The sequence below is a fragment of the Novosphingobium sp. SG707 genome, from assembly GCF_012275515.1.
Lineage (GTDB): Bacteria > Pseudomonadota > Alphaproteobacteria > Sphingomonadales > Sphingomonadaceae > Novosphingobium.
In genome coordinates, this window is record NZ_JAAZQL010000002.1 from 72,970 (window position 1) to 94,665 (window position 21,696).

General features: G+C 62.9%; 21 protein-coding genes and 1 other RNA gene. 12 read left to right on the forward strand and 10 right to left on the reverse strand.

The genetic code is table 11. From position 1 onward, the window contains the following. Genes FHW92_RS05155 through FHW92_RS05165 form a run of 3 tightly spaced genes read left to right on the forward strand, consistent with a single transcriptional unit; the run spans position 1 to position 1,690 of the window. Positions 1–600: a methylamine utilization protein MauD gene (locus FHW92_RS05155; protein WP_168602207.1), complete on the forward strand. Its 600-nt coding sequence runs from the start codon at positions 1–3 to the stop codon at positions 598–600. 32 nt (positions 601–632) lie between these two features. Continuing rightward, positions 633–1,175, forward strand: a complete 543-nt coding sequence (locus FHW92_RS05160; protein WP_168602208.1) for a methylamine dehydrogenase light chain — start codon at positions 633–635, stop codon at positions 1,173–1,175. A 2-nt stretch (positions 1,176–1,177) separates the two neighbouring features. Continuing rightward, positions 1,178–1,690: a cytochrome C gene (locus FHW92_RS05165; RefSeq protein ID WP_168602209.1), complete on the forward strand. Its 513-nt coding sequence runs from the start codon at positions 1,178–1,180 to the stop codon at positions 1,688–1,690. A 227-nt stretch (positions 1,691–1,917) separates the two neighbouring features. On the opposite strand, the gene FHW92_RS05170 is transcribed toward FHW92_RS05165, so the two are convergent. The 4 genes from FHW92_RS05170 to FHW92_RS05185 form a co-directional block, all read right to left on the reverse strand. Continuing rightward, on the reverse strand, positions 1,918–2,934 hold the full coding sequence (locus tag FHW92_RS05170; protein WP_168602210.1) for an inorganic phosphate transporter: 1,017 nt from the start codon (positions 2,932–2,934) through the stop codon (positions 1,918–1,920). Positions 2,935–2,949: 15 nt separating this feature from the next. Then, positions 2,950–4,092 (reverse strand): DUF47 family protein, encoded by a 1,143-nt coding sequence (locus tag FHW92_RS05175; protein ID WP_168602211.1) that lies wholly within the window; start codon positions 4,090–4,092, stop codon positions 2,950–2,952. Between the two features lie 70 nt (positions 4,093–4,162). Further along, positions 4,163–4,540: a LysR family transcriptional regulator gene (locus tag FHW92_RS05180; protein WP_168602212.1), complete on the reverse strand. Its 378-nt coding sequence runs from the start codon at positions 4,538–4,540 to the stop codon at positions 4,163–4,165. Between the two features lie 49 nt (positions 4,541–4,589). Further along, a complete protein-coding gene (locus FHW92_RS05185) occupies positions 4,590–6,149 on the reverse strand; it encodes a CHAD domain-containing protein (RefSeq protein WP_168602213.1) in 1,560 nt (519 codons plus the stop codon). A gap of 147 nt (positions 6,150–6,296) precedes the next feature. Between FHW92_RS05185 and FHW92_RS05190 the strand changes: the two genes are divergently transcribed. Both FHW92_RS05190 and FHW92_RS05195 read left to right on the forward strand, forming a co-directional pair. After that, a complete protein-coding gene (locus FHW92_RS05190; RefSeq protein WP_168602214.1) occupies positions 6,297–7,844 on the forward strand; it encodes a bifunctional aminoglycoside phosphotransferase/ATP-binding protein in 1,548 nt (515 codons plus the stop codon). A 51-nt stretch (positions 7,845–7,895) separates the two neighbouring features. Then, the gene (locus FHW92_RS05195) at positions 7,896–8,744 is read left to right on the forward strand and encodes a tetratricopeptide repeat protein (protein ID WP_168602215.1); all 849 of its coding nucleotides are present in this window, start codon (positions 7,896–7,898) and stop codon (positions 8,742–8,744) included. Positions 8,745–8,756: 12 nt separating this feature from the next. On the opposite strand, the gene FHW92_RS05200 is transcribed toward FHW92_RS05195, so the two are convergent. From FHW92_RS05200 to FHW92_RS05210, 3 genes are all read right to left on the reverse strand, one after another. Beyond that, a complete protein-coding gene (locus tag FHW92_RS05200) occupies positions 8,757–9,794 on the reverse strand; it encodes a sigma-54 dependent transcriptional regulator (RefSeq protein ID WP_168602216.1) in 1,038 nt (345 codons plus the stop codon). Between the two features lie 288 nt (positions 9,795–10,082). Further along, entirely contained in the window at positions 10,083–10,988 is a 906-nt protein-coding gene (gene rpoH, locus FHW92_RS05205; protein WP_168602217.1) for an RNA polymerase sigma factor RpoH, read from the reverse strand. A 46-nt stretch (positions 10,989–11,034) separates the two neighbouring features. Next, positions 11,035–12,108, reverse strand: coding sequence for an RluA family pseudouridine synthase (locus tag FHW92_RS05210; RefSeq protein ID WP_172249346.1), 1,074 nt, complete (start codon positions 12,106–12,108; stop codon positions 11,035–11,037). A gap of 28 nt (positions 12,109–12,136) precedes the next feature. On the opposite strand from FHW92_RS05210, the gene FHW92_RS05215 reads away from it, so the two are divergent. Genes FHW92_RS05215 through FHW92_RS05225 form a run of 3 tightly spaced genes read left to right on the forward strand, consistent with a single transcriptional unit; the run spans position 12,137 to position 14,012 of the window. Beyond that, positions 12,137–12,520 carry a M67 family metallopeptidase gene (locus FHW92_RS05215; RefSeq protein ID WP_246869962.1) on the forward strand — a complete coding sequence of 128 codons (384 nt, stop codon included), beginning with the start codon at positions 12,137–12,139 and terminating at the stop codon, positions 12,518–12,520. Between the two features lie 55 nt (positions 12,521–12,575). Continuing rightward, the gene (locus FHW92_RS05220) at positions 12,576–13,232 is read left to right on the forward strand and encodes a histidine phosphotransferase family protein (RefSeq protein WP_168602219.1); all 657 of its coding nucleotides are present in this window, start codon (positions 12,576–12,578) and stop codon (positions 13,230–13,232) included. A 42-nt stretch (positions 13,233–13,274) separates the two neighbouring features. Then, on the forward strand, positions 13,275–14,012 hold the full coding sequence (locus tag FHW92_RS05225; RefSeq protein ID WP_168602220.1) for an N-acetylmuramoyl-L-alanine amidase: 738 nt from the start codon (positions 13,275–13,277) through the stop codon (positions 14,010–14,012). A 362-nt stretch (positions 14,013–14,374) separates the two neighbouring features. Here FHW92_RS05225 and FHW92_RS05230 read toward each other — a convergent pair whose 3' ends face one another. Then, the gene (locus tag FHW92_RS05230; protein ID WP_168602221.1) at positions 14,375–17,314 is read right to left on the reverse strand and encodes a TonB-dependent receptor; all 2,940 of its coding nucleotides are present in this window, start codon (positions 17,312–17,314) and stop codon (positions 14,375–14,377) included. 309 nt (positions 17,315–17,623) lie between these two features. On the opposite strand from FHW92_RS05230, the gene rnpB reads away from it, so the two are divergent. Both rnpB and FHW92_RS05240 read left to right on the forward strand, forming a co-directional pair. Then, positions 17,624–18,037: RNase P RNA component class A (gene rnpB, locus FHW92_RS05235), an RNA gene on the forward strand. Positions 18,038–18,106: 69 nt separating this feature from the next. Beyond that, positions 18,107–18,562, forward strand: a complete 456-nt coding sequence (locus FHW92_RS05240; protein WP_168602222.1) for a hypothetical protein — start codon at positions 18,107–18,109, stop codon at positions 18,560–18,562. 114 nt (positions 18,563–18,676) lie between these two features. Here FHW92_RS05240 and infC read toward each other — a convergent pair whose 3' ends face one another. Next, on the reverse strand, positions 18,677–19,195 hold the full coding sequence (infC, locus tag FHW92_RS05245; protein ID WP_168602223.1) for a translation initiation factor IF-3: 519 nt from the start codon (positions 19,193–19,195) through the stop codon (positions 18,677–18,679). A gap of 144 nt (positions 19,196–19,339) precedes the next feature. After that, the gene (pdeM, locus tag FHW92_RS05250) at positions 19,340–20,017 is read right to left on the reverse strand and encodes a ligase-associated DNA damage response endonuclease PdeM (RefSeq protein ID WP_246870013.1); all 678 of its coding nucleotides are present in this window, start codon (positions 20,015–20,017) and stop codon (positions 19,340–19,342) included. 79 nt (positions 20,018–20,096) lie between these two features. Here pdeM and hemF point away from each other — a divergent pair, with 79 nt between their 5' ends. Then, positions 20,097–20,957, forward strand: a complete 861-nt coding sequence (gene hemF, locus FHW92_RS05255) for an oxygen-dependent coproporphyrinogen oxidase (protein ID WP_168602225.1) — start codon at positions 20,097–20,099, stop codon at positions 20,955–20,957. A 57-nt stretch (positions 20,958–21,014) separates the two neighbouring features. Further along, on the forward strand, positions 21,015–21,575 hold the full coding sequence (locus tag FHW92_RS05260) for a superoxide dismutase family protein (RefSeq protein WP_246869963.1): 561 nt from the start codon (positions 21,015–21,017) through the stop codon (positions 21,573–21,575). Positions 21,576–21,696: the final 121 nt, after the last annotated feature.

Sequence of the window (21,696 nt, forward strand, 5' to 3'; positions counted from 1 at the left end):
ATGATCCTTTCGCTGGTCATTTCACAGGTTGTTTCGTGGCTGGTCATTGCCGGGCTGGTGGTGGCGCTGCTGGCGCTGGCGCGGCAGGTGGGCGTTTTGCATATGCGCGTGGCGCCGGCGGGCGCGCTGACCACGGCGGGCGGGCCTGCGGTGGGTTCGGGCAGCCCGGTGATCGAGGCCAATGATCTGAACGGTCGCCATGTCCATATCGGCGGCCCGGCCAAGGATAAGCCGCTGCGCCTGCTGATGTTCGTGTCGGCCATGTGCCCTTTGTGTAAGGGGCTGATTCCGGTGGCTAAGAGCTTTGCCAAGGATGAGCGGCTCGACCTGACCTTCATCGGCGACGATGATGCGGCGACCCAGCGCAAGCTGATCGCGCAGCAGGGACTGGAGGACTACACTTTCGTCAATGGCCCGGATGTGGGGCAAGCCTTTGCCGTGGGCAAGCTGCCCTATGCGGTGCTGATGGATGCCGATGGGGTCGTGCTGTCCAAGGGGCTGGTCAACAGCCGCGAGCATCTCGAAAGCCTGATTATCGCCCATGAAATGGGCGTGAAGAGCGTGCAGGACTATATCGCCTCGCTCAAGGTCGTCGGCTGAGGGCTATTTCATTTTTCTACGGGGGTTTGCCGATGAAACTGTTCAATCCCGATGCCGCCGCCGAAAAGCTGCTGCGCCGCTTTGCCGGGGGCACATCGCGCCGGGGGATGCTGGCGCGGCTGGGCGGGGCGCTGGTGGCCGCGCCTGTGTTCCCGCTGCTGCCCGTCAGCCGCGCCGGGGCCGCCAAGCCCGACCGCAGCCCGGAGGCCAAGACCGCCTTTGCCCGCAAGGCGCAGACGGTCGATGACACGAAATGCGACTACTGGCGCTATTGCGCGATCGACGGGGCGCTGTGCTCATGCTGCGGCGGGGGCATTCACACCTGCCCGCCGGGCGCGGAATCCTCGCCGGTGTCATGGGTGGGCACCTGTATGAACCCCGAGGACGGCAAGGCCTATATGATCGCCTATCGCGATTGCTGCGGCAAGCCGATGTGCACCCAGTGCATGTGCGACAATCAGGACCGCGAGACGCCGCTTTACGTGCCTCAGCTCAACAACAACATCATCTGGTGTTTCGGTACGCAGAGCATGGAGTATCACTGCTCGACCGCGGTGATGGTGGGGCCAGTCTGAGGATGAAACCGGCGCGGTGGATCGGGGCGGTGGCGTTGTTGGCGCTGCCTTGGCTGGCGGCGTCGGTGTCGGCACAGCCTGATTCTCTGAAAGGCATGAACGATCCCGAACTGGCTCGGTCCGATTTTATCGAGCATTGCGGCGGATGTCATGGGCCGGACGGGCGTTCGGCGCCCGCGGCCCTGCCCGAATTGCGGGGCAGGGTGGGCTGGCTGATGTGTACGCCTGCCTCGCGGGCCTATCTGCTGCGCCTGCCCAATATCGCGCACAGTCGGATCAGCGATAATGCCGAGCTGGCTGATATGCTCAATTATATGGTGTTCGTGGTGGGCGGGGACAGCGCCCCGGTGGGCACCCGTCCTTTTACCGCCGAGGAAGTAACTCGCGAAAGGGCGCATCCTTTGGTGTCAGGGTCCCTGACGGCGGAGCGGGCGCGGCATGTGGGCGAGGCGATCCGGCAGTGTCATGCGCCGGTTTCGTTGCGATTGAATTATCCCGGTGAGAAGAAGGGGTAAGTTTTGCCTCCGGCGGGCAAAGGGACTTGTCCCTTTGCAATCCCGGTAATGGGGTGATGCCTTGGTTCATAGGGCTGGTCTATTCAGAATATAATAAAGCCTGCGGCGCTTTTAATTGGCGTCGCAGGCTTTATAATTTCGAGCGGTGCGTCCGACACTAAAGGTCGAACCTGAAGTAAAGGGGACGCGAAGGACTAGACCCTCGCATCAACCCTTTAACTTTCCGATCAGAGCGCCCGGTCGATCAGCACCGCGATTTCATAGAAAGCGGCGCCCACCAGAGCAGCGGCCGGAATGGTCACCAGCCATGCCACAACCAGACGCTGCGCCACGCCCCAGCGCACCGCGCTGGTGCGCTTGGCCGCGCCCACGCCCATGATACAGCCGGTGATCGTGTGCGTCGTGGAAACCGGGATACCGAAAGCCGTGGCGCCGAACAGCAGCAGCGAACCGCCCATCGAGGCGCAGAAGCCCTGATGATGCGACAGCTTGGTGATGCGGCTGCCCATCGTTTCGATGATCTTCCACCCGCCCGACAGCGTGCCCAGACCCATGGCGACATAGCAGCCGATGACGACCCAGCCCGGCACCGCAAAGTCGCCCTTGAGCAGGCCCTGCGAATAGAGGAGCACCGTGATGATGCCCATCGTCTTTTGCGCGTCATTGGCGCCGTGCCCGATCGAATAGGCCGCCGAGGACAGGATGTGCAGCTTCTTGAACACGCCTTCCGCGCTCTTGGCGGTGGCCTTCATGAAGATCCACGAGGTGATCATCATCAGCATCATCGCCGCCATCATGCCCAGCAGCGGCGCCAGAGCGATGAAGGAGGTGGTCTTGATGATGCCGGACCACACGACGGCATTGGTGCCGGCATGCATCACGCCCGAGCCGACCAGACCGCCCACCAGCGCATGGCTGGACGAGGAGGGGATGCCCTTGACCCAGGTGAACACATTCCACGCCATCGCACCCACCAGAGCGCCGAAGATGACATGGGGCGTCACGACATCCTTGTCGATGATGCCTTTGCCCACCGTTTCGGCCACTTTCAGGCCGAACATCCAATAGGCGGCAAAGTTGAAGAAGGCGGCGAACAGCACCGCCTGCACCGGCGTCAACAGCTTGGTCGAAACCACCGTCGCGATGGAATTGGCCGCGTCATGCAGGCCGTTGATGAAGTCGAATGCCAGCGCCAGCGCCACAAGGGCGATGACCAAAGGCAGGGCCACGATAACATGGTCCATGATCTGCGCGCCCCCTTAGGCGTGGTCGATCACGAGACCGTCGATCTCGTTGGCGACGTCCTCGAAACGGTCCACCACCTTTTCGAGGTGCATGTAGATTTCGCGCTGGATGAAGAAGGTCAGCGGATCGGCCTTGCCATACAGCTTGAAGGTCTTTTTCAGGCCCTTGGCATGGATTTCGTCCGAATGGCCTTCCATCTCGACGATGCGGCCGGTCAGCTCGTGCAGGCGGGCGGCATTGCCGTGAATATCGCGCAGCAGCGGCATGGCTTCGGCCAGCAGGCGTGAACAATCGACAATGATCGCGGCCATGTCGCGCATTTCCTGCTCGAATTCGGTCACTTCATACAGGCTGACCGCGCCGGCGGTCTTCTGCATCTGGTCAATCGAATCGTCGAGCGAACCGATCAGGCTGGTGATCGCGCTGCGGTCGAACGGGGTCAGGAACGTCTTGCGCACGGTGGTGAGCACTTCGCGCGTGATATTGTCGGCCTCTTCCTCGCGCTCGACAATCTCGCGGACATGCTGATCCATGCCCGATCCGCCCTGAAGCAGGCGGGCCAAAGCATCGCTGCCTGCGGCTACTGTGGCAACATGGGCTTCAAACAGCGCGAAGAAATTGCCCTGCTTGGGGAGCAGCGCCTGAAACCAGTGAAACATTCGAACAGTTTCCCTCATCAGTGCCAGACTGCGGCCCACGATTGGCTTGCCGGACGAATCGGCAAAGTCGGATGGCCGAAACCGGACCATCAGTGCGCGCAGTTCTGGCTCATCAACAAGGTCCGCCGCCGTTGCCAGCGGGAACCATTGCCGCGTCCGCTGCCCTGCTTCGGGCCATTCGTCAAGTTCGGTTGTTACGGCCAACGGAAAAACCCTCACGTCCACCAGGAGTGAGGCGCCCGACTTCAACTGTTTGCGATAGCGGTAATCGCCCAGAGGAGTGGGACAAACCGCGCCTTCCAGCCCTGCTTCCTCATACGCTTCCTGCGCAGCGGCGGCATGGGCGGCCAGACCCTTCATCGCATTGCCTTTGGGCAAAACCCAACGTCCGGTTCCCCGCGAGGTAACCATAAGGACCTCAACAGGCGAATCGGACGAATCACCAACACGTCGATAGGGCAGGCTGGCGATCTGACGAATTGTCACTATCCTTGTCATGAAAATGAAACAATAGGGAATTTGCAGGCGTTCCGTTTAACCCGCAAACCTTGCCATACACAAGCGATCCCTATTGGTGTTCGCGCGGGATGGGCAAAAGCTGGGCCTTCAGAGTTTGCCATTCGGCGCCGCTTTCGACCATGGCTGCGCCCTTTTGCAGCGCGCGATAGGCGTCCAGCACCTTGCGCCCCGCCGCGCTGAGCCGCGCGCCCGAACGCGCCGCACCATTGGGCATGGTTTCGACCAGAGGGGAGGCCCAGCACCGGTTCATCGCATCCACCAGCAGCCATGCCCGGCGATAGCTCATGTCCATCGCGCGTCCGGCGGCCGAAATCGACCCGGTGGCGTCAATCGCATCGAGCAGATCGGCCTTGCCCGGCCCCATGGCGATTTCGTTCCCGCTCATCACGCGGATCGCGATTTTCAGGCGCAGGCCGGACTCGCTCATGACACTCCCTCTATGCGACCCTTATAAATATGCCGGCCCGGTTAGACCGTTACAGCGCTTTCCACCAGCCCGCATGGGTCTTTTCCAGCGCCAGCCCGTCGCGAGCCTGCTCGATGGCCTGTGAACGCTCGACGGCGGGCAGGGCCATGGCCTCGTCGAGCTGCGCTTGCAACGCCAGCGCCTCGCCGCGCGGCAGGTCGAGCAGGCGCGCGATGGCCATACCCGCCTGCATCGCGCTGGCCTGATCCTGTATCCGGCCCAGCGCACCCTGGACCTGTTCGAGCGCATCCTGATGCGCGCGGGCGGTCCGGCTCTTGTCGAGCGGCTGAAAGAAGCCTGCCGAATAGCGCAGCTTTTTCACATCCTTGCGCAGTTCATGCAGATCCCGGTCGCTCATCCCGGCCAGACGTTTGCGCATACCCCGGATCGCGCTTCGCTGGCGTTCTATCATCGCCGCGGCCAAGGGCTCGACCGCCGCCCCCGCCAGCGGCGAGGCCAGATATTCCCCATCCTCCAGCCAGAGCGCCAGTTGCAGCCAGAGCCGCTGAAACCGGGGCTGGCTCAGGCCCTCGCGCGCGCTTTGCGTTGCGGCGGCCTGCGCACGCAGCAGCGCTTCGGGCGGATGTTTGATGCTTTGGGCCAGCACATACAGATCGCGCGCCGGGGCCAGCAATGTCGCCGCGTCGCGCAATTCCTGCCGCAAGGCGCGCGCCTGAGGATCGAGCGCCAGCAGGTCCCTGCCAAACAGCGAGACCGCCGCGCGCAGCCGCCGGATCGCTACCCGCAATTGATGGACCGCCCCCGGATCTCCATGCGCGATCACCAGTCCCAGATTGCCCACCGCATGGGCCAACACATTCCACCCGATCGTCTGAAACGCGCGGGCCAGGCTCATGCCCCGCGTCAGGGCAACCGGCGCGGCGGACACGGCCTGTGGCATACGCCCTTTGGCCAGCGCCTGCGCGCGATGCGCCTTGGTGCGGATAGACCAGCCCAGATCCGGCCCCAGCGGCAATTCCAGCGCCAGTCGCAACAGATCCGCCAGTCGTCCTTCGCACAATTCCAGCTCGATCTCGGCAATCGGTTGGGCGGGGCGCTCGCCTGCGCGGATCTCGCCGGTGTCAAAGGCCACTTCGATCAGAGCCTTACCCCGGCGCAGCAGCCTTGTCTCGCGCTCCACCGCCAGTTCGGCATAGGGCAGCAGGCGCGCGCCGCGCCGCATCTGATCCAGCGCCAGGGCGGCCGGGGCCGGAAAGGCGGCCGGATCGGGGCCCTGCGCATCGGCGCGAAGGGGCTGGTTCCATTCGCTGCGCTGCATCTGGCTCTTGCGGCCCAGCGCGATCTTCAGCGTCTGTTCGCAACCCTTGGCCCGCCGCCTGACGCGCAGACTGGCCTTGCCCGCCGCCAGCGCGCCATCCAGCGTGTCGAAATAGGTCGTGCGCAGGCTCTCGCATTGGGGCTCGCCCTGCAAGGCGGGATGAAGGCGCAGGCTTTCCAGCATCGCCTTGCCTGCGGCCAGCTTGATTTCCACCTCCTCGGGCCCATGATCGGGCAAGGCATCGAGCGCGGGCTTTCGCAAGGTTGACTCAACAGCGCCAATCTCGTTCATGCGCGGCTTTCTTCGCTGGGCGGGACCATAAGGCAGTTTTTATAGCATCGCGCGCCCGCGCGATCCAGCCAGCCTTGTTGACGAGGCGCATGACGTGCCATCATCTGTTATGCAATAGATTGAGCACAAGGCATAAAGGCGCATCCCATGGCCATGGATCACAGCGAGCAGGACCAGAGCGCGACCATCGCCTTTCTCTCCGCCCCCGGTGTCGAGCGGATCGACACGCATGGAGCGATGATCTTTCTTGGCCCGGACACCGTTTACAAGCTGAAGCGGGCGGTCGATCTGGGCTATCTCGATTTCTCCACGCTGGCCCTGCGCGAGGCGGCGTGCCGGGCCGAACTGGCGCTCAACCGGCGCACGGCGCCTGATCTCTATTGCGGGCTGCGCGCGATCCGGCAGGGGGCGGACGGGGCGCCGGGCTGGGGGGATGAGGGCGAGGTGATCGACTGGGTGGTCGTCATGCGCCGCTTTCCCGCGCAGGATCTGTTGACGCAAGTGGCCGCGCGCGGGGCCTTGAGCCAGCCCATGCTCCATGCTTTGGCCGATGGCGTGGCCGATTTTCATGGCAAGGCGCAGGTCCTGTTCGATGCCGACGGCGCGGCGCGGATGCGCGAGGTGATTGTCGGCAACACCCGCTCCTTTGCCGCCATCGCGCCCGATCTGCTGCCCCCCGACAAGGTGGCCCATTTACAGGCGCAAAGTCTTGAGGCGCTGGCGCAGGTGGCTGATCTGCTTGATGCGCGGGCGCGGGAGGGCAAGGTGCGCCATGGTCATGGCGATCTGCATCTGGCCAATATCTGCCTGTGGCAGGGGCGGCCCGTGCCCTTCGACTGTCTCGAATTCAGCGCCGAACTGGCAACGACCGACCTGCTTTACGATCTGGCCTTTCTGCTGATGGACCTGTGGCATAAGGGCTATGCGCAGGCGGCCAATCTTGTCGCCAATCGCTATGCCGACCGGATGGGCGAAGAGGATGGCTGGCCCGCGCTGCCGCTGTTCCTGTCGGTGCGGGCGGCGATCCGGGCGCATGTGGGGGCGGCCACGGCGGCGCGGCTGAGCGGGGCGGCGCGCGAGGAAAAGGCGGGCGAGGCGCTTGCCTATCTCGATGCGGCGCTTGAATTTCTGCGGCCCGGTGCTGCGGGGCTGATCGCGGTGGGCGGACTGTCGGGTACGGGCAAATCGACGCTGGCCGGGGCGCTGGCCTATCGCATCGGCGCGGCGCCGGGCGCGCGCTGGCTGCGCTCCGATGTGATCCGCAAGAGTTTGGCGGGTGTGGCTCCTGAGGATCGCCTGCCGGGCGAAACCTATACCAGAGAGGCCAGCGAGCAGGTCTATGCCGCGATGGTCGAGCGGGCCGGGGCGATGCTGGCGCGGGGATGGCCGGTGGTGGCCGATGCGGTCTTTGCCGCGCCGGATGAGCGCGCCGCCATCGCGGACGCGGCCCATGCCGCCGATGCACCCTTTCTGGGCCTGTGGCTGACGGCTGATGGCGCGACGATGCAGCAGCGCGTTGCGGCGCGCCGGGGCGATGCCTCGGATGCCGATGCCGCCGTGGTCACGCGCCAGATGGCCTATGATTGCGGCGATCTGTCGGACTGGTGCGTCCTTGCGGCGGATGGTTCGCGCGATGCGGTGGTCACAGCCGCGCTGAAGGCAGCACAGGGTCTGTTCATCTTGCAAAAGCCATAAGGCGCACCAGATCACATTGCGGCGCAGCTTGCGTCATATGGAGTGAGGAAGATGAAGAAGTCTGCCCTGTGGCTTTTGGCCCCTGTGGCCCTGATGATGGTGTCGGCGCCGGTCATGGCCGCCGAACCCAGCGTGCGCGATGTCTATGCCACCGCCCGCGCGGGGCAGGTGGACAAGGCCGTGACCATGATGGACGAGGTGCTCAAGGCTCATCCAAACAGCGCCAAGGCCCATTATGTTCAGGCCGAACTGCTGGCCAAGCAGGGCAAGACGGCGGATGCGCGGGCGCAACTGGCGCAGGCCGAGAAGCTGGCGCCGGGCCTGCCGGGCATCCAGCCGCAATCGGTGGCCGCGCTCAAGTCGCAGCTTAATGGCGGGTCGGTGGGAAACGGCGCGGTCACGCGCAGTGAGGCGCCACAGCCTGCGCAATCGCGCGGGATATCGTGGGTCGGCATTGTGCTGATCGGCGCGCTGGTATTTGGCGTGCTGGCTTTCTTTCGCCGCCGCAGCCGTCAGGCCGAGGTCTATAACGCGCCTTATGCTCCGCAGGGCGGTCCCGGTTACGGCGGGCAGGGCTATGGCAATCAGGGCTTTGGCGGCCCCGGCTATGGTGGTCCCGGCTATGGCGGCGGCTATCCCCAGCAGGGCGGCGGCATGGGTTCGTCGATCCTTGGCGGTCTGGCCACGGGCGCGGCGGCGGGCGCGGGTTTCGCCGCTGGTGAAAAGATCATCGACGGCATGTTCGGCGACCACAAGGATGAACAGCGCCGTCCGCTGCGCGAAGATAATTCGGGCTGGGATTCAGGCAATTCCAATCAGGACATGGGCGGCAATGACTTTGGCATTTCCGACGACAGTTCCTGGGATTCCTCCGATGACGGCAATGGCGGGGACTGGTAAACAGCCCCCGCGTCAGGCGCTGCGCTGGGCATCGTTCCAGCGTTCGCGCTTGCGATACAGCGTCGAGGGGCTGACCCCCAGAATGCGCGCGGCCCCCGGTAGGCTGCCATGCGCGGCCCGGATCGCCCCTTCGATCGCCAGCCTCTCGATCTGATCCAGTGTCAGCCCGGCCAGCGCCTTGAACAGCGCCTCGTGGCTGGCTTCGGTCGCGGCGGGCTGCTCGGCAGCGGTTTCCGCCGTTTGCGGGGTCTGACCCTGCGGAGCGGGCGGAATAGCGGGCAGCGCGCGCAGCGGCAGTTCCGGCCCGTCGAACAGCAGCACCGCGCGGCGGATCACGTTCTGCAATTCCTGAAGATTTCCCGGCCAGGAATAGGCCTCCAGCGCGGCCAGATGTTCCGGACCGAGCGGGTCGAATTTCTTGCCCTGTTCGCGGGCAAAGCGGCGCAGGAAACTTTGCGCCAGCGCCTCGATATCGCCGCCGCGTTCGCGCAACGGGGGCAGTTCGAGCGGCACCACCGCCAGACGGTAATAGAGGTCCTCGCGGAATTTGCCCGAGGCCAGCTCGGCCAGCATGGGTTGGCTGCTCGAACAGATCAGGCGAACATCGACCAGCGTGCGCCCGGCCATCCCGCTTTGCAAAAAGCGCAGCAGCCGGCCCTGCAGCGGCAGGGGCAGCACGCTGACCTCATCCAGAAACAAGGTGCCGCGATCAGCGGCGCGCAGCGCGCAAGGCGGGCCGGACGGGGCGCTTTCGGAAGGGTCGCCAAAGATCCGCCGCTCGATCAGCTCGGGCGGCATCGCGTTGCAGGACACCGTGACAAAGGGCGCGGCCGAACGCGGCGATGCGCGGTGGATCGCTTCGGCACAGGCCTGTTTGCCGGTGCCGCTCTCGCCGGTGATGAAAATATTGGCCCGGCTCGCGGCCAGATATTTGATCTGCGAATAGACCTCACGCATGGCTGCGGAGCCCCCGATCAGACCATGCAGACCAGAGGTGGCATAAGCATCGGAAGGGTTTGCGCCATGCGAGGGGGGTATCTCGACGCCCATGGGGTTGATCCTTGCGAGTATGACAGGCGCAAGATTTCCCTAACGCCTTACCTAGTAAGAACGCATAGTATCTGGAATATCCCTAAGAAATTCCAAAGCCCGTCATCAAATCAACATATTAAATGGAGCAAGGGTCAAAAGTCGGCCATCGGGCCGGCCCCGCGCCAGGGTGCGGGCCGCCCAAACACGGGCAAGGCAGCCTATCATGCCGCGTTGCCTGTGTTTTCTCGATTTTCCGGGTGTGTCCGGGTGGGCGCGGGGCGGCCTTTTGCCGCCCCGAAGGGCGGATCAGGCCGCCGCCACCAACATGCGTTCGCGCGCGATGCTCTGCATGGCTTTTTGCAGCTTTTCAAAGGCGCGCACCTCGATCTGGCGCACGCGTTCGCGACTGACATTATAGGTCTGGCTCAATTCTTCCAATGTCTTGGGATCATCGGTCAGACGCCGTTCGAACAGGATCGCCCGTTCGCGCTCATTCAGACTGTCCATCGCCTCGGCCAGCAGGGCGTGGCGCCACTGGGCCTCTTCGGCATTGGCGACGGTTTCATCCTGCAGCGGCCCCGAATCGGCCAGCATATCCTGCCACTGGCCTTCGCCTTCCTCGTTGAAGGAGACATTGAGCGAAGCATCGCCGCCCATCATCATCCGGCGGTTCATGTTGACCACCTCGGCCTCGGACACGCCAAGGTCGGTGGCGATCTTCTTTACATCGTCGGGATGCAGGTCTGTGTCTTCAAAGGCGTCTATGTTCTTCTTCATCCGGCGAAGGTTGAAGAACAGCTTCTTTTGCGCCGCCGTCGTACCCATCTTGACCAACGACCAACTGCGCAGGATGAATTCCTGCATGCTGGCCTTGATCCACCACATCGCATAGGTGGCCAGACGGAACCCACGGTCGGGCTCGAATTTCTTGACGCCCTGCATCAACCCGATGTTGCCTTCGGAAATCAGCTCGCTGATCGGCAGGCCATAGCCGCGATAGCCCATCGCGATCTTGGCCACGAGGCGCAGGTGGCTGGTAACCAGTTGGCGCGCGGCATCAGGGTCCTGATGTTCGGCATAGCGCTTGGCCAGCATATATTCCTGTTCCGCCGTCAGCACGGGAAACTTGCGGATTTGCGAAAGGTAGCGGTTCAGCCCGTCCTCGCCGGAGGCAAGCGCCGGGACGGCGGGCAGATTGCTGTCTTGGGTCATGGCAGTCATCGTCCTTCAACTTGTCAGCACGCGCATTGACGGACCCTTAACAGGCATCCCTCGGCGGCGGCCACGGTGAGCCTTCCTTGCCGCCCGGCCCAATGGCACCGGATAGCAGGGAAGAGACCGGCTGGTCGGCATCAGAACCGCCCAACCGGTGTAAAAGTTCCCGCATGTCGGCGGGCAATCGGCTGGAAAAACGGATGGTTTCGCCAGTGACCGGGTGTAAAAAACCGAGAACCGCAGCATGCAACGCCTGACGCGCAAAGCCAAGCTCTGTCAGGATTGGTTTTTGCGATTTCTGTGATCGGGCGTAGACCGGATCGCCCAGAAGGGCATGGCCGATCGAGGCCATATGTACGCGGACCTGATGAGTGCGTCCGGTTTCGAGTCGGCATTCCACCAGCGCGGCACGATCGAGCGCTTCGAGCATGCGGAAATGGGTGATGGCATGTTTGCCGCGCCCTCCATCCTCCGGCATTCGCGCGCCTTCGGGTAAGAGCGCCATACGCTTGCGGTCGGTGGGATGGCGGGCGATGACCCCGCGCAGCGTGCCATGTGTGGGATGAGGAATGCCTTGGGTCAGCGCCAGATAGGCCCGTTCGATGGAATGGTCGGCAAATTGCCGGGCCAGCCCTTCATGCGCCACATCCGATTTGGCCACCACCAGCAGGCCCGATGTGTCCTTGTCGATGCGATGGACGATGCCGGGGCGGGCCACCCCGCCGATGCCTGACAATTGCCCCGCACAATGATGCAGCAGCGCATTGACCAGCGTGCCGTCGGGGTTGCCCGCCGCGGGATGGACGACCAGCCCGGCGGGCTTGTCCACCACGATCAGGTGTTCATCCTCATACACCACGTCGAGCGGAATATCCTGCGCCACCGCATCAAGCGGTGCGGCCTCGGGCAGAGTGATGATGAAATGCGCGCCCGGGGTCACTTTCATCGAGGCCTGCGACACTTTGCGGCCATCCAGACTTACCCGGCCCTCGCCGATCAGCGCCTTGATTCGCTCACGCGAGAGGGCGGCCTCGGCCGGGCAACTTTCCGCCAGCGCGCGGTCCAGCCGACCGCCGCCTGAAATTGCCCCTTGTACGATGCTTTCCCCCATGCTCATTCTTTCGCAAATGGGCATGGAAATTCACTTGGCAAGAGGAATAATCGCCGCGATCCGCGCAGAGGCGATGAACGCCCATCCGCATGAAGCCTGCGGATTGCTGCTGGGGCAGGGCGGCAAGGTGGCGCAAATCCGCCCCTGCGCCAATGTCGCGCCCGATCCGGCCCGTCATTTCGAGATCGATCCGGCCGCCTTGATCGCCGCTTTTCGGGCCGAACGGGCGGGGGGAGAGCAGGTGCTGGGTTATTACCATTCCCACCCCACCGGCGATGCCATGCCCAGCCGGACCGATGCCGCCATGGCCGCGCACGATGGCCGTATATGGGCGATTTGCGGGGGTAAAACGGTCAGTTGGTGGCGCGATGGGGCCAATGGATTTGAAGTGCTTTTCACACGCGAAGTTGAGGGTTAAGGGATGGGTAAAGGTGCTGTGCGACAGTCATGCACCATCCGGGAAAACGTAGAATATGTCCGATACAATTGACCGTACCATTGCCCTCGATCTTGCCAGCCTGCTCTGTTCGCGCCTGTGTCATGATATGCTCAGCCCGGTGGGCGCGCTTTCGAACGGGCTGGAATTGCTGGCCGAGGAGAAAGATCCGGCGATGCGCGAGCGCTGTTTCGAGCTGCTCGAACAATCCGCGCGGGTCAGCGCCAACAAGCTGAAATTCTATCGTCTGGCCTTTGGCGCGGCGGGGGGCTTTGGCGATCTGATTCCCGTGGGCGAACCGCGCGCGCTGATCGAGGCTTTGCTGGCGGGCAAGGACCGGGTGGCGGTCAATTTCGCACTGGGCAACGATATGCTGCCCAAATCGGCGGTCAAGACGCTGCTCAACTTTGCCCTGATCGCGATCGACGCGCTGGTGCGCGGCGGCACGATCGACATTGCTGCGGAAATCCGCGATGGCGCGGCCGAAATCGTCGTGCGAGCCGCAGGGCCCCGCATCGCCTTTGATCCGACCATCGGTCTTGCGCTGGACGGCAATCTGGCGCCCGGCGATTTGTCCAGCAAGACCGCGCCCGCCGCCATGCTGCAGGTGATGGCTGCCGGGCTGGGCGGAAGCGTACAATATGCGCTGAGCGAGGAAGCCCTGGTGATGGGCGCAGTGATTCCCGCTCAATGATGGTGGAGGCCTGATGGCCATGGGTGAGGGGAGAGAGCGGGCATGAGCGAACTGGTCCACCGCGAATGCCTCTCGCCCAATTACAACGAGCGCAAATTGCCGATCAGCATGGTCGTGCTGCATTACACCGGTATGCGCACGATGCAGGAGGCGCTCGACCGCCTGTGTGATCCGGCCGCCGAGGTTTCGGCCCATTACCTGATCGACGAGGACGGCACCGTCATCCGCCTTGTGCCCGAGGAAAAGCGGGCATGGCATGCCGGGCGGTCCTATTGGCGCGGAATCACCGACGTGAACTCGGCCAGCATCGGCATTGAGATCGTCAACCCCGGCCATGAATTCGGCTATCGCCCCTTTACCGAAGCGCAGATGGAAGCGCTGATTCCGCTGCTTTCCAGCATCATGGCGCGGCATAATATCGAACCGGCCAATGTGGTGGGCCATTCCGATGTCGCCCCCGCGCGCAAGCAGGATCCGGGCGAATTATTCGATTGGGAATTGCTCGCGCGTTATGGCCTCGCGCTGCCCACGCCGCGTCCGCGCATCCGGCTGCTGCATGAAAATCCGGGGGCATTTTATCTGTCGCTCGAACGGTTCGGCTATGAAGTGACCGATGGCCGTGCCGCCATCGCCGCCTTTCAGCGCCGGTTTCGCCCGCGAATCATCGATGGCGAACTGGACGGTGAGGTCGGGGCTTTGCTGTTCGAGTTGCTGATCGCGCGTGATGCTTCGGAGGGCGAGGATTGGAAGGAATGTGGGGAGGATGATTTTCCCTATTAAAGAGGGGAAAGCTTGCCTCCGGCGGGCAAAGGGCGGGGGCCCTTTGCAATCCCGTTACTGTCTGTGTTGCGCCAGGGCGGCGGCATTTTGTGTCGAGTGCGATGTTTGAATTTTAAAAGCCTGCGGCGCTTATCAGCGTGAGGCCTCTGCGCCGCAGGCTTTAGTAGCCAATGCGTATGACGCTGCTCTTGCAAACCTCCCAGCACCCCATAATGGGATTGCAAAGGGACGAGTCCCTTTGCCCGCCGGAGGCATCTTCTTTCTCAAAAAAAAAGACACCGCCCTCCAGATTGGAAGGCAGCGCCCATTTTCCCAACTCGCAGACCGGAACGAGCCATCGCCCTTTCCGGCCCACGCGATGATTACATCTTGATGTTCACGCCCGCGCGGAATTCGCGGCCCACCAGACCGGCATAGTGCCAGGTGGTGAGGAAGTTCGGCGCGCTGGAGTAGGCAGCCGGAGCCACCGGAGCCTTGGCGTCGAACACGTTCTTCACAATGCCATAGACGGTCATGCGATCATTGATCTTGAGCGTCGCGTTGAAGTCATTGTTGATGAACGGGCTGACATAGCAGAAGTTGTTGCCGGTGCCGTACAGGTTCTTCGAGCAGCTGGTGTCCGTGCTGGCCTGGTCGGCGGCGGTTTCCTTGATACGACCCACATAGTAGGTGGTCAGGCTGAGCGAGAGCTGGCCGATTTCCAGCGTGTTCTGCCAGTTGCCGCGGATGCGGGGCGTACCATTGCCCGACGACAGGTCGTAGGGGCCGAAGGTGCCAGCATAGCGCTGCAGCGTGCCGTTATTGTTCAGGTCATAACGGATGACATAAGTGGCTTCCAGACGGCTGGTCCACTTGATGTCATGGGGCAGGTTCACCTTGGCCGTGGCCGAGAAATCAAGACCCGAGGTGACCGAATAGTTCGCGTTCACATAGGGCACGTTGATGATCAGCACGCGCGGCAGAGCGTCGGGATAGAGCGGGTCGACAGAGTCAACCGAGTTCACCGAATAGCCCGGCCCAACGGCGGCCACAGCGGCCTGTGCAGCGGCAAGGTTGGTGGCGCTGAAATAGGCGTCCACAGCCTTACCGGCCAGCGGGCCCGACACGATCAGGTTCGACTTCTTGATGTTGTAATAGTCAGCCGTGAAGCTGAGCCAGCGCGTCGGCTGGGCGATCATGCCCAACGTAAAGCTGCGCGAGTTTTCCGGCTTGAGGTTGGGGTTGCCAACCGAGCCGCGACCCAGGTTATAGACGTTGTTATAGGCATTGTTGGCCGCAGCGCCGCCATGCTGGTCAACAAAACCGGCGGGCGGGGTCGTCGAAACGAAACCGGCATACTGGCTGCGCGGACCCGATTCGGCAAAGGTCGGGGCGCGGAAGCCTTCCGAGTAGGTGCCGCGGAAGGCCAGTTCCTTCATAGGGGTGAACTTCACGCCAATCTTGGGCGAGAACTTCGAGTAGCCTTCCGAATAATGGTCGAAACGGCCCGAGAAGTTGGTGTCGAGCACGCGCGCGATGGGCGCGTCCACTTCGAAATAGGCCGCCGACACGGTGTGCTGGCCATAGGCCGAAGCCGTGGTCAGGCCATAGGTGTCGAGCGCCGCGTTCTGGTTGCGGTTTTCCAGCTTTTCAGCGCGGATCTGGCCGCCGATGGCCAGCTGCGCCTTGCCGCCGGGCAGTTCGAACAGCGCACGCGTCATCGAAGCGTCAACGCCATACATTTCCGAATAGGACGGCGTGGTCCGGTCCGGAGCGATGAAGTTGCGCACAGCCGCCGAATTGGCCGACGGATTGGCGAAATTATACGACCCGGTGTTGATGGCCTTCATCAGGTTGGCGATGTTGAGCAGACCGTGCTGGGTCAGCTTCAGGTTGTCGCGGGCATAGACGCCCTCAACGCGCCAGTCGGTGCTTTCGCCGATCTTGCCGTTCAGGCCCGAGGTGAAGCGATACACGTCATTGCTGCGCTCGCTGCCCGCCGGAATGTCGCCGAACATGTAATAGATGCGGGCCGCGCCATTGGTCGGATCATTGGCATAGGCCGAAGCATAGGGGTTGTTCGTCGTGTTGAGCTGACGATCCGCCGCCGTGGCACAGTTCACGCCTGACGAGCAGACGTAGACGGGCAGCACGATGCCGGGGCTGGACGAAGCCAGCGTGGGCGAGCCGCCGAAGGGCTGGGTGGCGCGAATGGCCGAAGGCGTGCCGTTGATCGACACATAGCTGTGGCTCCAGCTGCCGGTGACATAGCCTTCGATGCTGTCCGAGACGCGGAAGCTGAGGCGGCCGTTGATCGAGTAGCGTTCCTGCAGCGGGGCGATCTGGCGATACTGGTTGACCAAATCGTATTTGCAGCCCGTGCCGTTTGAGCCAGTGAAGGTGCCGCCCGCGCAATTGGCAAGGCCAAGCGCGGTATATTGCGCGGTCTTGCCGTCGGATGCATTAATGCCGCCCGAAAGCGGGTTGTTCAGATCGCTCTGCGAGGTGCGGACGACATAGGCGGTCGGCACGTTGCGGGTCATTGAGGAGTCGTCGGCGTTCTTGTCGAGGCCACCGATCGAGGTCAGATCCTGCGTGTTGTAGGGGAAACCGCGGCTCTTGTTCGAGATGCGGCCATTGTACTGGTATTCACCGTTCAGGTAGAAGTTCCAGCCTTGGTTCTCATAATCACCGAAACCGGCGGTCAGGCTCAGGCGGTTGTTGCGACCATCGCCGCGCTCGGAGATGCCGCTTTCGGCATTGCCGGCCACGCCGTTGAACTGCTTCTTCAGCTTGAGGTTGACCACGCCGCCGATCGCGTCCGCGCCATAGCTCGACGAAGCGCCGTCCTTGAGGACTTCGATCTTGTCGATCAGGCTGAAGGGGATCGAGTTGAGGTCGACATAGGCGTTGTGGCCGTCGTCATTCAGCGGGAAGTTGGCCGAACGCAGGCCGTCAATCAGAACGAGGGTAGAGGACACGCCTAGGCCGCGCAGCGACACGGCCGAACCGCCCGCCGAGAAGCCCGACTGGAAACCCGAACCGATCGAACCGGCGCCGTCAGCCGAAATCGAGCGAATCGCGTCCGAGGCGTTGGTGATGCCGGCCTTGATCAGCGATTCGGAGGTCAGCACGGTGACCGGCGAAGGCGTTTCGGTGTTGGTGCGGCGGAACATCGTGCCGGTGACGACGATGGTTTCGGGCTCGGCGGCGGCGGTGGTGCTCTGCGCAAAGGCAGGCGCCGAGGCGAGCGTGGTGGCCAGCGAGAGAGCGGCAACACCATGGCGCAGCCACGCGCCGCGAAGGTGCTTGTGGTTATTCATAACTGGATTGTCCCCCTGAAAGCGCCTGTGGGAAGAGCCCGCACAGGCACTTTACTTACAGTGGTGAAAGTCTATTGGGGGCCGGGCCGCGACATGCAATCGCGTTTTGACACATTCATCCAAAATCTAGCAACAGTGTGACGCAGTTGCAACATAAGTGTAATGTGCGAGTTATCGAATATATCAGGTGGAAAACCTAGCGCGTCGACCCTCTCATGACACCACTTGCGCAGCCTGCTTTGACGCTACGCAAAAATCGCCGCCTTAATCGCTTTTGTTCCCTGCCAAAGCCTGCTAGCGGAGCGGGCGTCAGGGGGCGGGGCAGCCGCGTCAGGGTTCATCCCTGCCGAGGAAAGTCCGGGCTCCACGAAACGAGGGTGGCGGGTAACGCCCGCCGGGGGGAAGGCTTTTGGCCGACCTTCAAGGGAAAGTGCCACAGAGAGCAAACCGCCGAACGGGTGCAAACCCCAAGGCAAGGGTGAAAGGGTGCGGTAAGAGCGCACCGCGATTCTGGCGACAGCATCGGCATGGCAAACCCCACCCGGAGCAAGACCGAATAGGGGCAACGCGTCCATCAGGACAGGCGGGTTTCGCGCCAGTTGCCCGGGTTGGTTGCTGGAGCGCACTGGTAACAGGGCGCCGAGAGGAATGGCTGCCGCTGGCCGCCGCGTCGATAGATACGAGCGGCCTTCACAGAACCCGGCTTACAGGCCCCCTGACATTTTTTGCTGCATCCGTGATGGTTTATGGTCGGAAGTGGGCGGTATGCGTTGGGTTGTCAGCTTGTGGTTTATGACTTTGTCGATGGCCGCACATGCGGGCGAACCGTCTGGCGCGCGGTTTTTTATGCAAGGTGCGTTGGCCTTTGCGTTGCATGGCGATCCCGATCCGCGCAGTCCGGCGTATTTGCGCTTTTTCACCGGGCAATTGGCAGACGCGATGCTGCTTGACGGTTCACGGTCAGAAATTGACGTGATTGAGGCAGAAGTCCTTTGCCAATGTCAGGACAATGAGGGTCTGAAGGCGCAAGTCCAGCGGGTCGCGGTTGTTGGCGGAGGTGTCGCGGTCAGAGTCCACTATTCGGCTGGTGGTGATTGGCGGCATGACGCCATCTTCATCTTGCGTCCGGAAAATCGGCAATGGCGGATTGCCGATATCTGGGATGACGGGACGGCAAAGTCCTCGCTGCTCAGGGCGCTGGAAATATCCAATCGCGAACGATTTGGCAGTCGGCGTACAAGGCGCTGAATAGAAAAAGGCGCCGGTCCCGCATTCGGGGCCAGCGCCTCTTCGTAGATCCTGCCGGTCAGCCTGTTTGGCCGGAAATGGCCGCCAAACCAGCGAGGCAGGAGCCTTATAGCCTTATTTCGGCGAAAGCACCATCAGCATCTGACGGCCTTCCATGCGCGGATAGGCTTCGACCTTGGCCAGTTCGGCCGCATCTTCCTGCACGCGCTTGAGCAGGTTCATGCCCAACTGCTGGTGCGAAAGTTCGCGACCGCGGAAGCGCAGCGTCACCTTCACCTTGTCACCTTCGCCGATGAACTTGTGAATGGCGCGCATCTTCACGTCATAGTCGTGATCGTCGATATTGGGACGCATCTTGATCTCTTTGATCTCCTGCGTCTTTTGCGACTTGCGGGCCAGGTTGGCCTTCTTCTGCGCCTCATAGCGGAACTTGCCCACGTCGAGGAATTTGCAGACCGGCGGGTCGGCGTTGGGCGACACTTCGACAAGGTCAAGCCCGAGTTCGAACGCGCGCTCGATTGCCTCACGCGTATACAGGATGCCGAGGTTTTCGCCTTCGTCATCGATCACGCGCACCTTGGGCACGTTAATCATCTCGTTATAGCGAGGCCCGCTTTTGACGGGGGGCGCCATACTGCGCCGGGGAGGGGGGGCTATAGTCTACTCTCCATAAGACATTTCTGGATGAGCGCCTTTAGAGCGAAACCCACACGCATGAAAGCGCAATTTCGCCACAGTCGGGGCAAAATCGCGAAACTTTTGTTTCAGCCATCCGATTCACGCGGGCCAGACGGGCAGGATGGCCGCTTTTGCCGCGGCGCACAAGATCGCCTCGGCGCGTTTTGCGGGCTGCATGGCGGCGATCAGCGCCGGATCGGCCGCATCCATACCCCCGGTCAAAGCGCCAAAAGCGGGAAGAATCAGCCGATTCTCGCTGCGCAGCGCGCAAGGGCGGCTGATCATCCGCCCGCGCACCCGCAGCCGCAGCTTGGGATGGTAATGGCCCGAGATTTCCGGCCCGGTTTCGCCCGGCTCGGCCTCGTGGCGCAGGGCGATGCCGTCCAGCATCAGCTCCTCCACCACATCGCCCGCCATCTCGCGCGTCATCCCTGCATCGTGATTGCCCACGATCCACACCACATCGAGTCGCCGCGCCAGATCGCCCAGCAATCGCGCCGCCTCCGGCTCCATCCGCGAGGGGCCATCGTCATCGTGGAAATTGTCGCCAAGGCACAGCACCCGCCGCGCCCCCGTCATGGCCGCCGCCGCGCTCAACCGCTCCAGCGTTTCGCGGCTGTCATAGGGGGGCAGCATCTGGCCGGTCTGCGCAAACCAGCTGGCCTTTTCCAGATGGAGGTCGGCCACCAGCAGGGCCTGCTGTGCGGGCCAATAGACCGCGCGGCTGTCCGAGATCAGCCATTCGTGATCGGCAAAGGAAAAAGGGGCAAACTGCATCGCGGTCATGCGGCCCCCTTGCCGCGCCCGCCCGGCGGTGGCAAGCGGGGGCGCAACAATCCCCGCAAGAGAGGCCGACGTGACCGACTGGACCCCCTATACGCAGCGCGCCAAGACATGGTTCGAGGCTCTGCGCGATGGCATTTGCGCCGAATTTGAAAAGATCGAGCGCGAGGCGGGTTCGGACGCCGGTTTCCAATATACCCCCTGGACCCGCGACGCGGTGGCGGGCGAGGCGGACACCGGCGGCGGCGTGCAGGGCCTGATGAAGGGCAAGGTGTTTGAAAAGGTGGGGGTGAATGTCTCGACCGTCCATGGCGTGTTCAGCCCGCAATTTGCCGCCAGCATCAACGGCGCCAGCGTGGAAAACCCCGGCTTTACCGCCACGGGCATCAGCCTTGTCGCGCATATGGCCAATCCGCATGTGCCCGCCGTGCATATGAACACGCGGTTTTTGACCACCACCAAGGCGTGGTTCGGCGGCGGGGCGGATCTCAATCCGCCGCTGCCCTATGACGAGGACACGGCCGATTTTCATGCCGCCTTCAAGGCTACCTGCGATGCGCATGGCGAGGGCTATTACGAGCGCTACAAGGCATGGGCCGACGACTATTTCTACATCCCCCATCGCAAGGTCCATCGCGGCGTGGGCGGCATTTTCTATGACCATCTGGAATGCGCTGATGAGGCCGCGTGGGAAGCAAACTTTGCCTTCACCAAGGCCGTGGGCGAGACCTTCCTGTCCATTTTCCCGCAACTGGTGCGCCGCCGGATGGGCATTGCCTTTGACGCCGCGCAAAAGCAGCAGCAACTCGAATGGCGGGGCCGTTATGCCGAATTCAATCTGGTTTACGACCGGGGCACTTTGTTCGGGCTGAAAACCGGCGGCAATATTGATGCGATCCTGATGAGCCTGCCGCCTGAGGCGGTGTGGAGCTGATACGGGAGCAAAAACCGGGTTGGCGCGTTGTGGGCGCGGATAAGCGGAAAGGATCGGATGATGGCTAAGGTTTTGACGGGGCTGACGATGGCCGGGGTGCTGGCCGCCCTGATGGTGCCGGGTGTGGGTATGGCCAAAACGGCGCCCAAGGCGGCCGCCAAGGACAAGGTGCTGGCCAGCGCGGCCTTGATGAAGGGCGATACGATGCCTGCGGGCGTTGCCTCGATCGTTGAGGCCAAGGGCAAGCTGGGGCTGAAACTCTCGCTCTCGGGCCTGCCGGCGGGCGTGCATGCGGTACATCTGCATATGCGCGGCGTGTGCGAGGTTCCGGCCTTCACCTCGGCGGGCGGACACCTGAACCCGGCCGGGCATCAGCATGGCCGCGACAATCCGATGGGCGCGCATATGGGCGATCTGCCCAATGTGACAGTGGGCGATGACGGCACGGCCAATGTCACGCTGCCGCTGGACTATAAGGCGGATGAATTGCTGACCGCGCTGTTTGACAAGGATGGCGGGGCGGTGGTCGTCCATGCCGCGCCCGATGATTACAAAACCGACCCCACCGGCAATGCGGGCGGGCGGATTGCCTGTGGGGCATTCGTCCGGGGGCAATAGGGATCGTCTCGGGCGGGCAGGGAGCGCCTTGCCCGCCCGAAAGCCTTTCAAACTCTCTGCATTATGCCCTAGGCCGCGCCAAGCCGGGCATTAACCAAGCAGGGTCCATCCTCCGCTCCTT

Coding starts and splice junctions, on each gene's coding strand:
- FHW92_RS05200 (WP_168602216.1), bottom strand. CDS start 9,794: ATGGGCGTCGAGATACCCCCCTCGCATGGCGCAAACCCTTCCGATGCT.
- FHW92_RS05160 (WP_168602208.1), top strand. CDS start 633: ATGAAACTGTTCAATCCCGATGCCGCCGCCGAAAAGCTGCTGCGCCGC.
- FHW92_RS05180 (WP_168602212.1), bottom strand. CDS start 4,540: ATGAGCGAGTCCGGCCTGCGCCTGAAAATCGCGATCCGCGTGATGAGC.
- FHW92_RS05170 (WP_168602210.1), bottom strand. CDS start 2,934: ATGGACCATGTTATCGTGGCCCTGCCTTTGGTCATCGCCCTTGTGGCG.
- FHW92_RS05155 (WP_168602207.1), top strand. CDS start 1: ATGATCCTTTCGCTGGTCATTTCACAGGTTGTTTCGTGGCTGGTCATT.
- infC (WP_168602223.1), bottom strand. CDS start 19,195: ATGGCGCCCCCCGTCAAAAGCGGGCCTCGCTATAACGAGATGATTAAC.
- FHW92_RS05195 (WP_168602215.1), top strand. CDS start 7,896: ATGAAGAAGTCTGCCCTGTGGCTTTTGGCCCCTGTGGCCCTGATGATG.
- FHW92_RS05220 (WP_168602219.1), top strand. CDS start 12,576: ATGTCCGATACAATTGACCGTACCATTGCCCTCGATCTTGCCAGCCTG.
- FHW92_RS05210 (WP_172249346.1), bottom strand. CDS start 12,108: ATGAGCATGGGGGAAAGCATCGTACAAGGGGCAATTTCAGGCGGCGGT.
- FHW92_RS05225 (WP_168602220.1), top strand. CDS start 13,275: ATGAGCGAACTGGTCCACCGCGAATGCCTCTCGCCCAATTACAACGAG.
- FHW92_RS05175 (WP_168602211.1), bottom strand. CDS start 4,092: ATGACAAGGATAGTGACAATTCGTCAGATCGCCAGCCTGCCCTATCGA.
- FHW92_RS05185 (WP_168602213.1), bottom strand. CDS start 6,149: ATGAACGAGATTGGCGCTGTTGAGTCAACCTTGCGAAAGCCCGCGCTC.
- FHW92_RS05240 (WP_168602222.1), top strand. CDS start 18,107: ATGACTTTGTCGATGGCCGCACATGCGGGCGAACCGTCTGGCGCGCGG.
- pdeM (WP_246870013.1), bottom strand. CDS start 20,017: ATGCAGTTTGCCCCTTTTTCCTTTGCCGATCACGAATGGCTGATCTCG.
- FHW92_RS05190 (WP_168602214.1), top strand. CDS start 6,297: ATGGCCATGGATCACAGCGAGCAGGACCAGAGCGCGACCATCGCCTTT.
- FHW92_RS05260 (WP_246869963.1), top strand. CDS start 21,015: ATGATGGCTAAGGTTTTGACGGGGCTGACGATGGCCGGGGTGCTGGCC.
- FHW92_RS05230 (WP_168602221.1), bottom strand. CDS start 17,314: ATGAATAACCACAAGCACCTTCGCGGCGCGTGGCTGCGCCATGGTGTT.
- FHW92_RS05165 (WP_168602209.1), top strand. CDS start 1,178: ATGAAACCGGCGCGGTGGATCGGGGCGGTGGCGTTGTTGGCGCTGCCT.
- rpoH (WP_168602217.1), bottom strand. CDS start 10,988: ATGACCCAAGACAGCAATCTGCCCGCCGTCCCGGCGCTTGCCTCCGGC.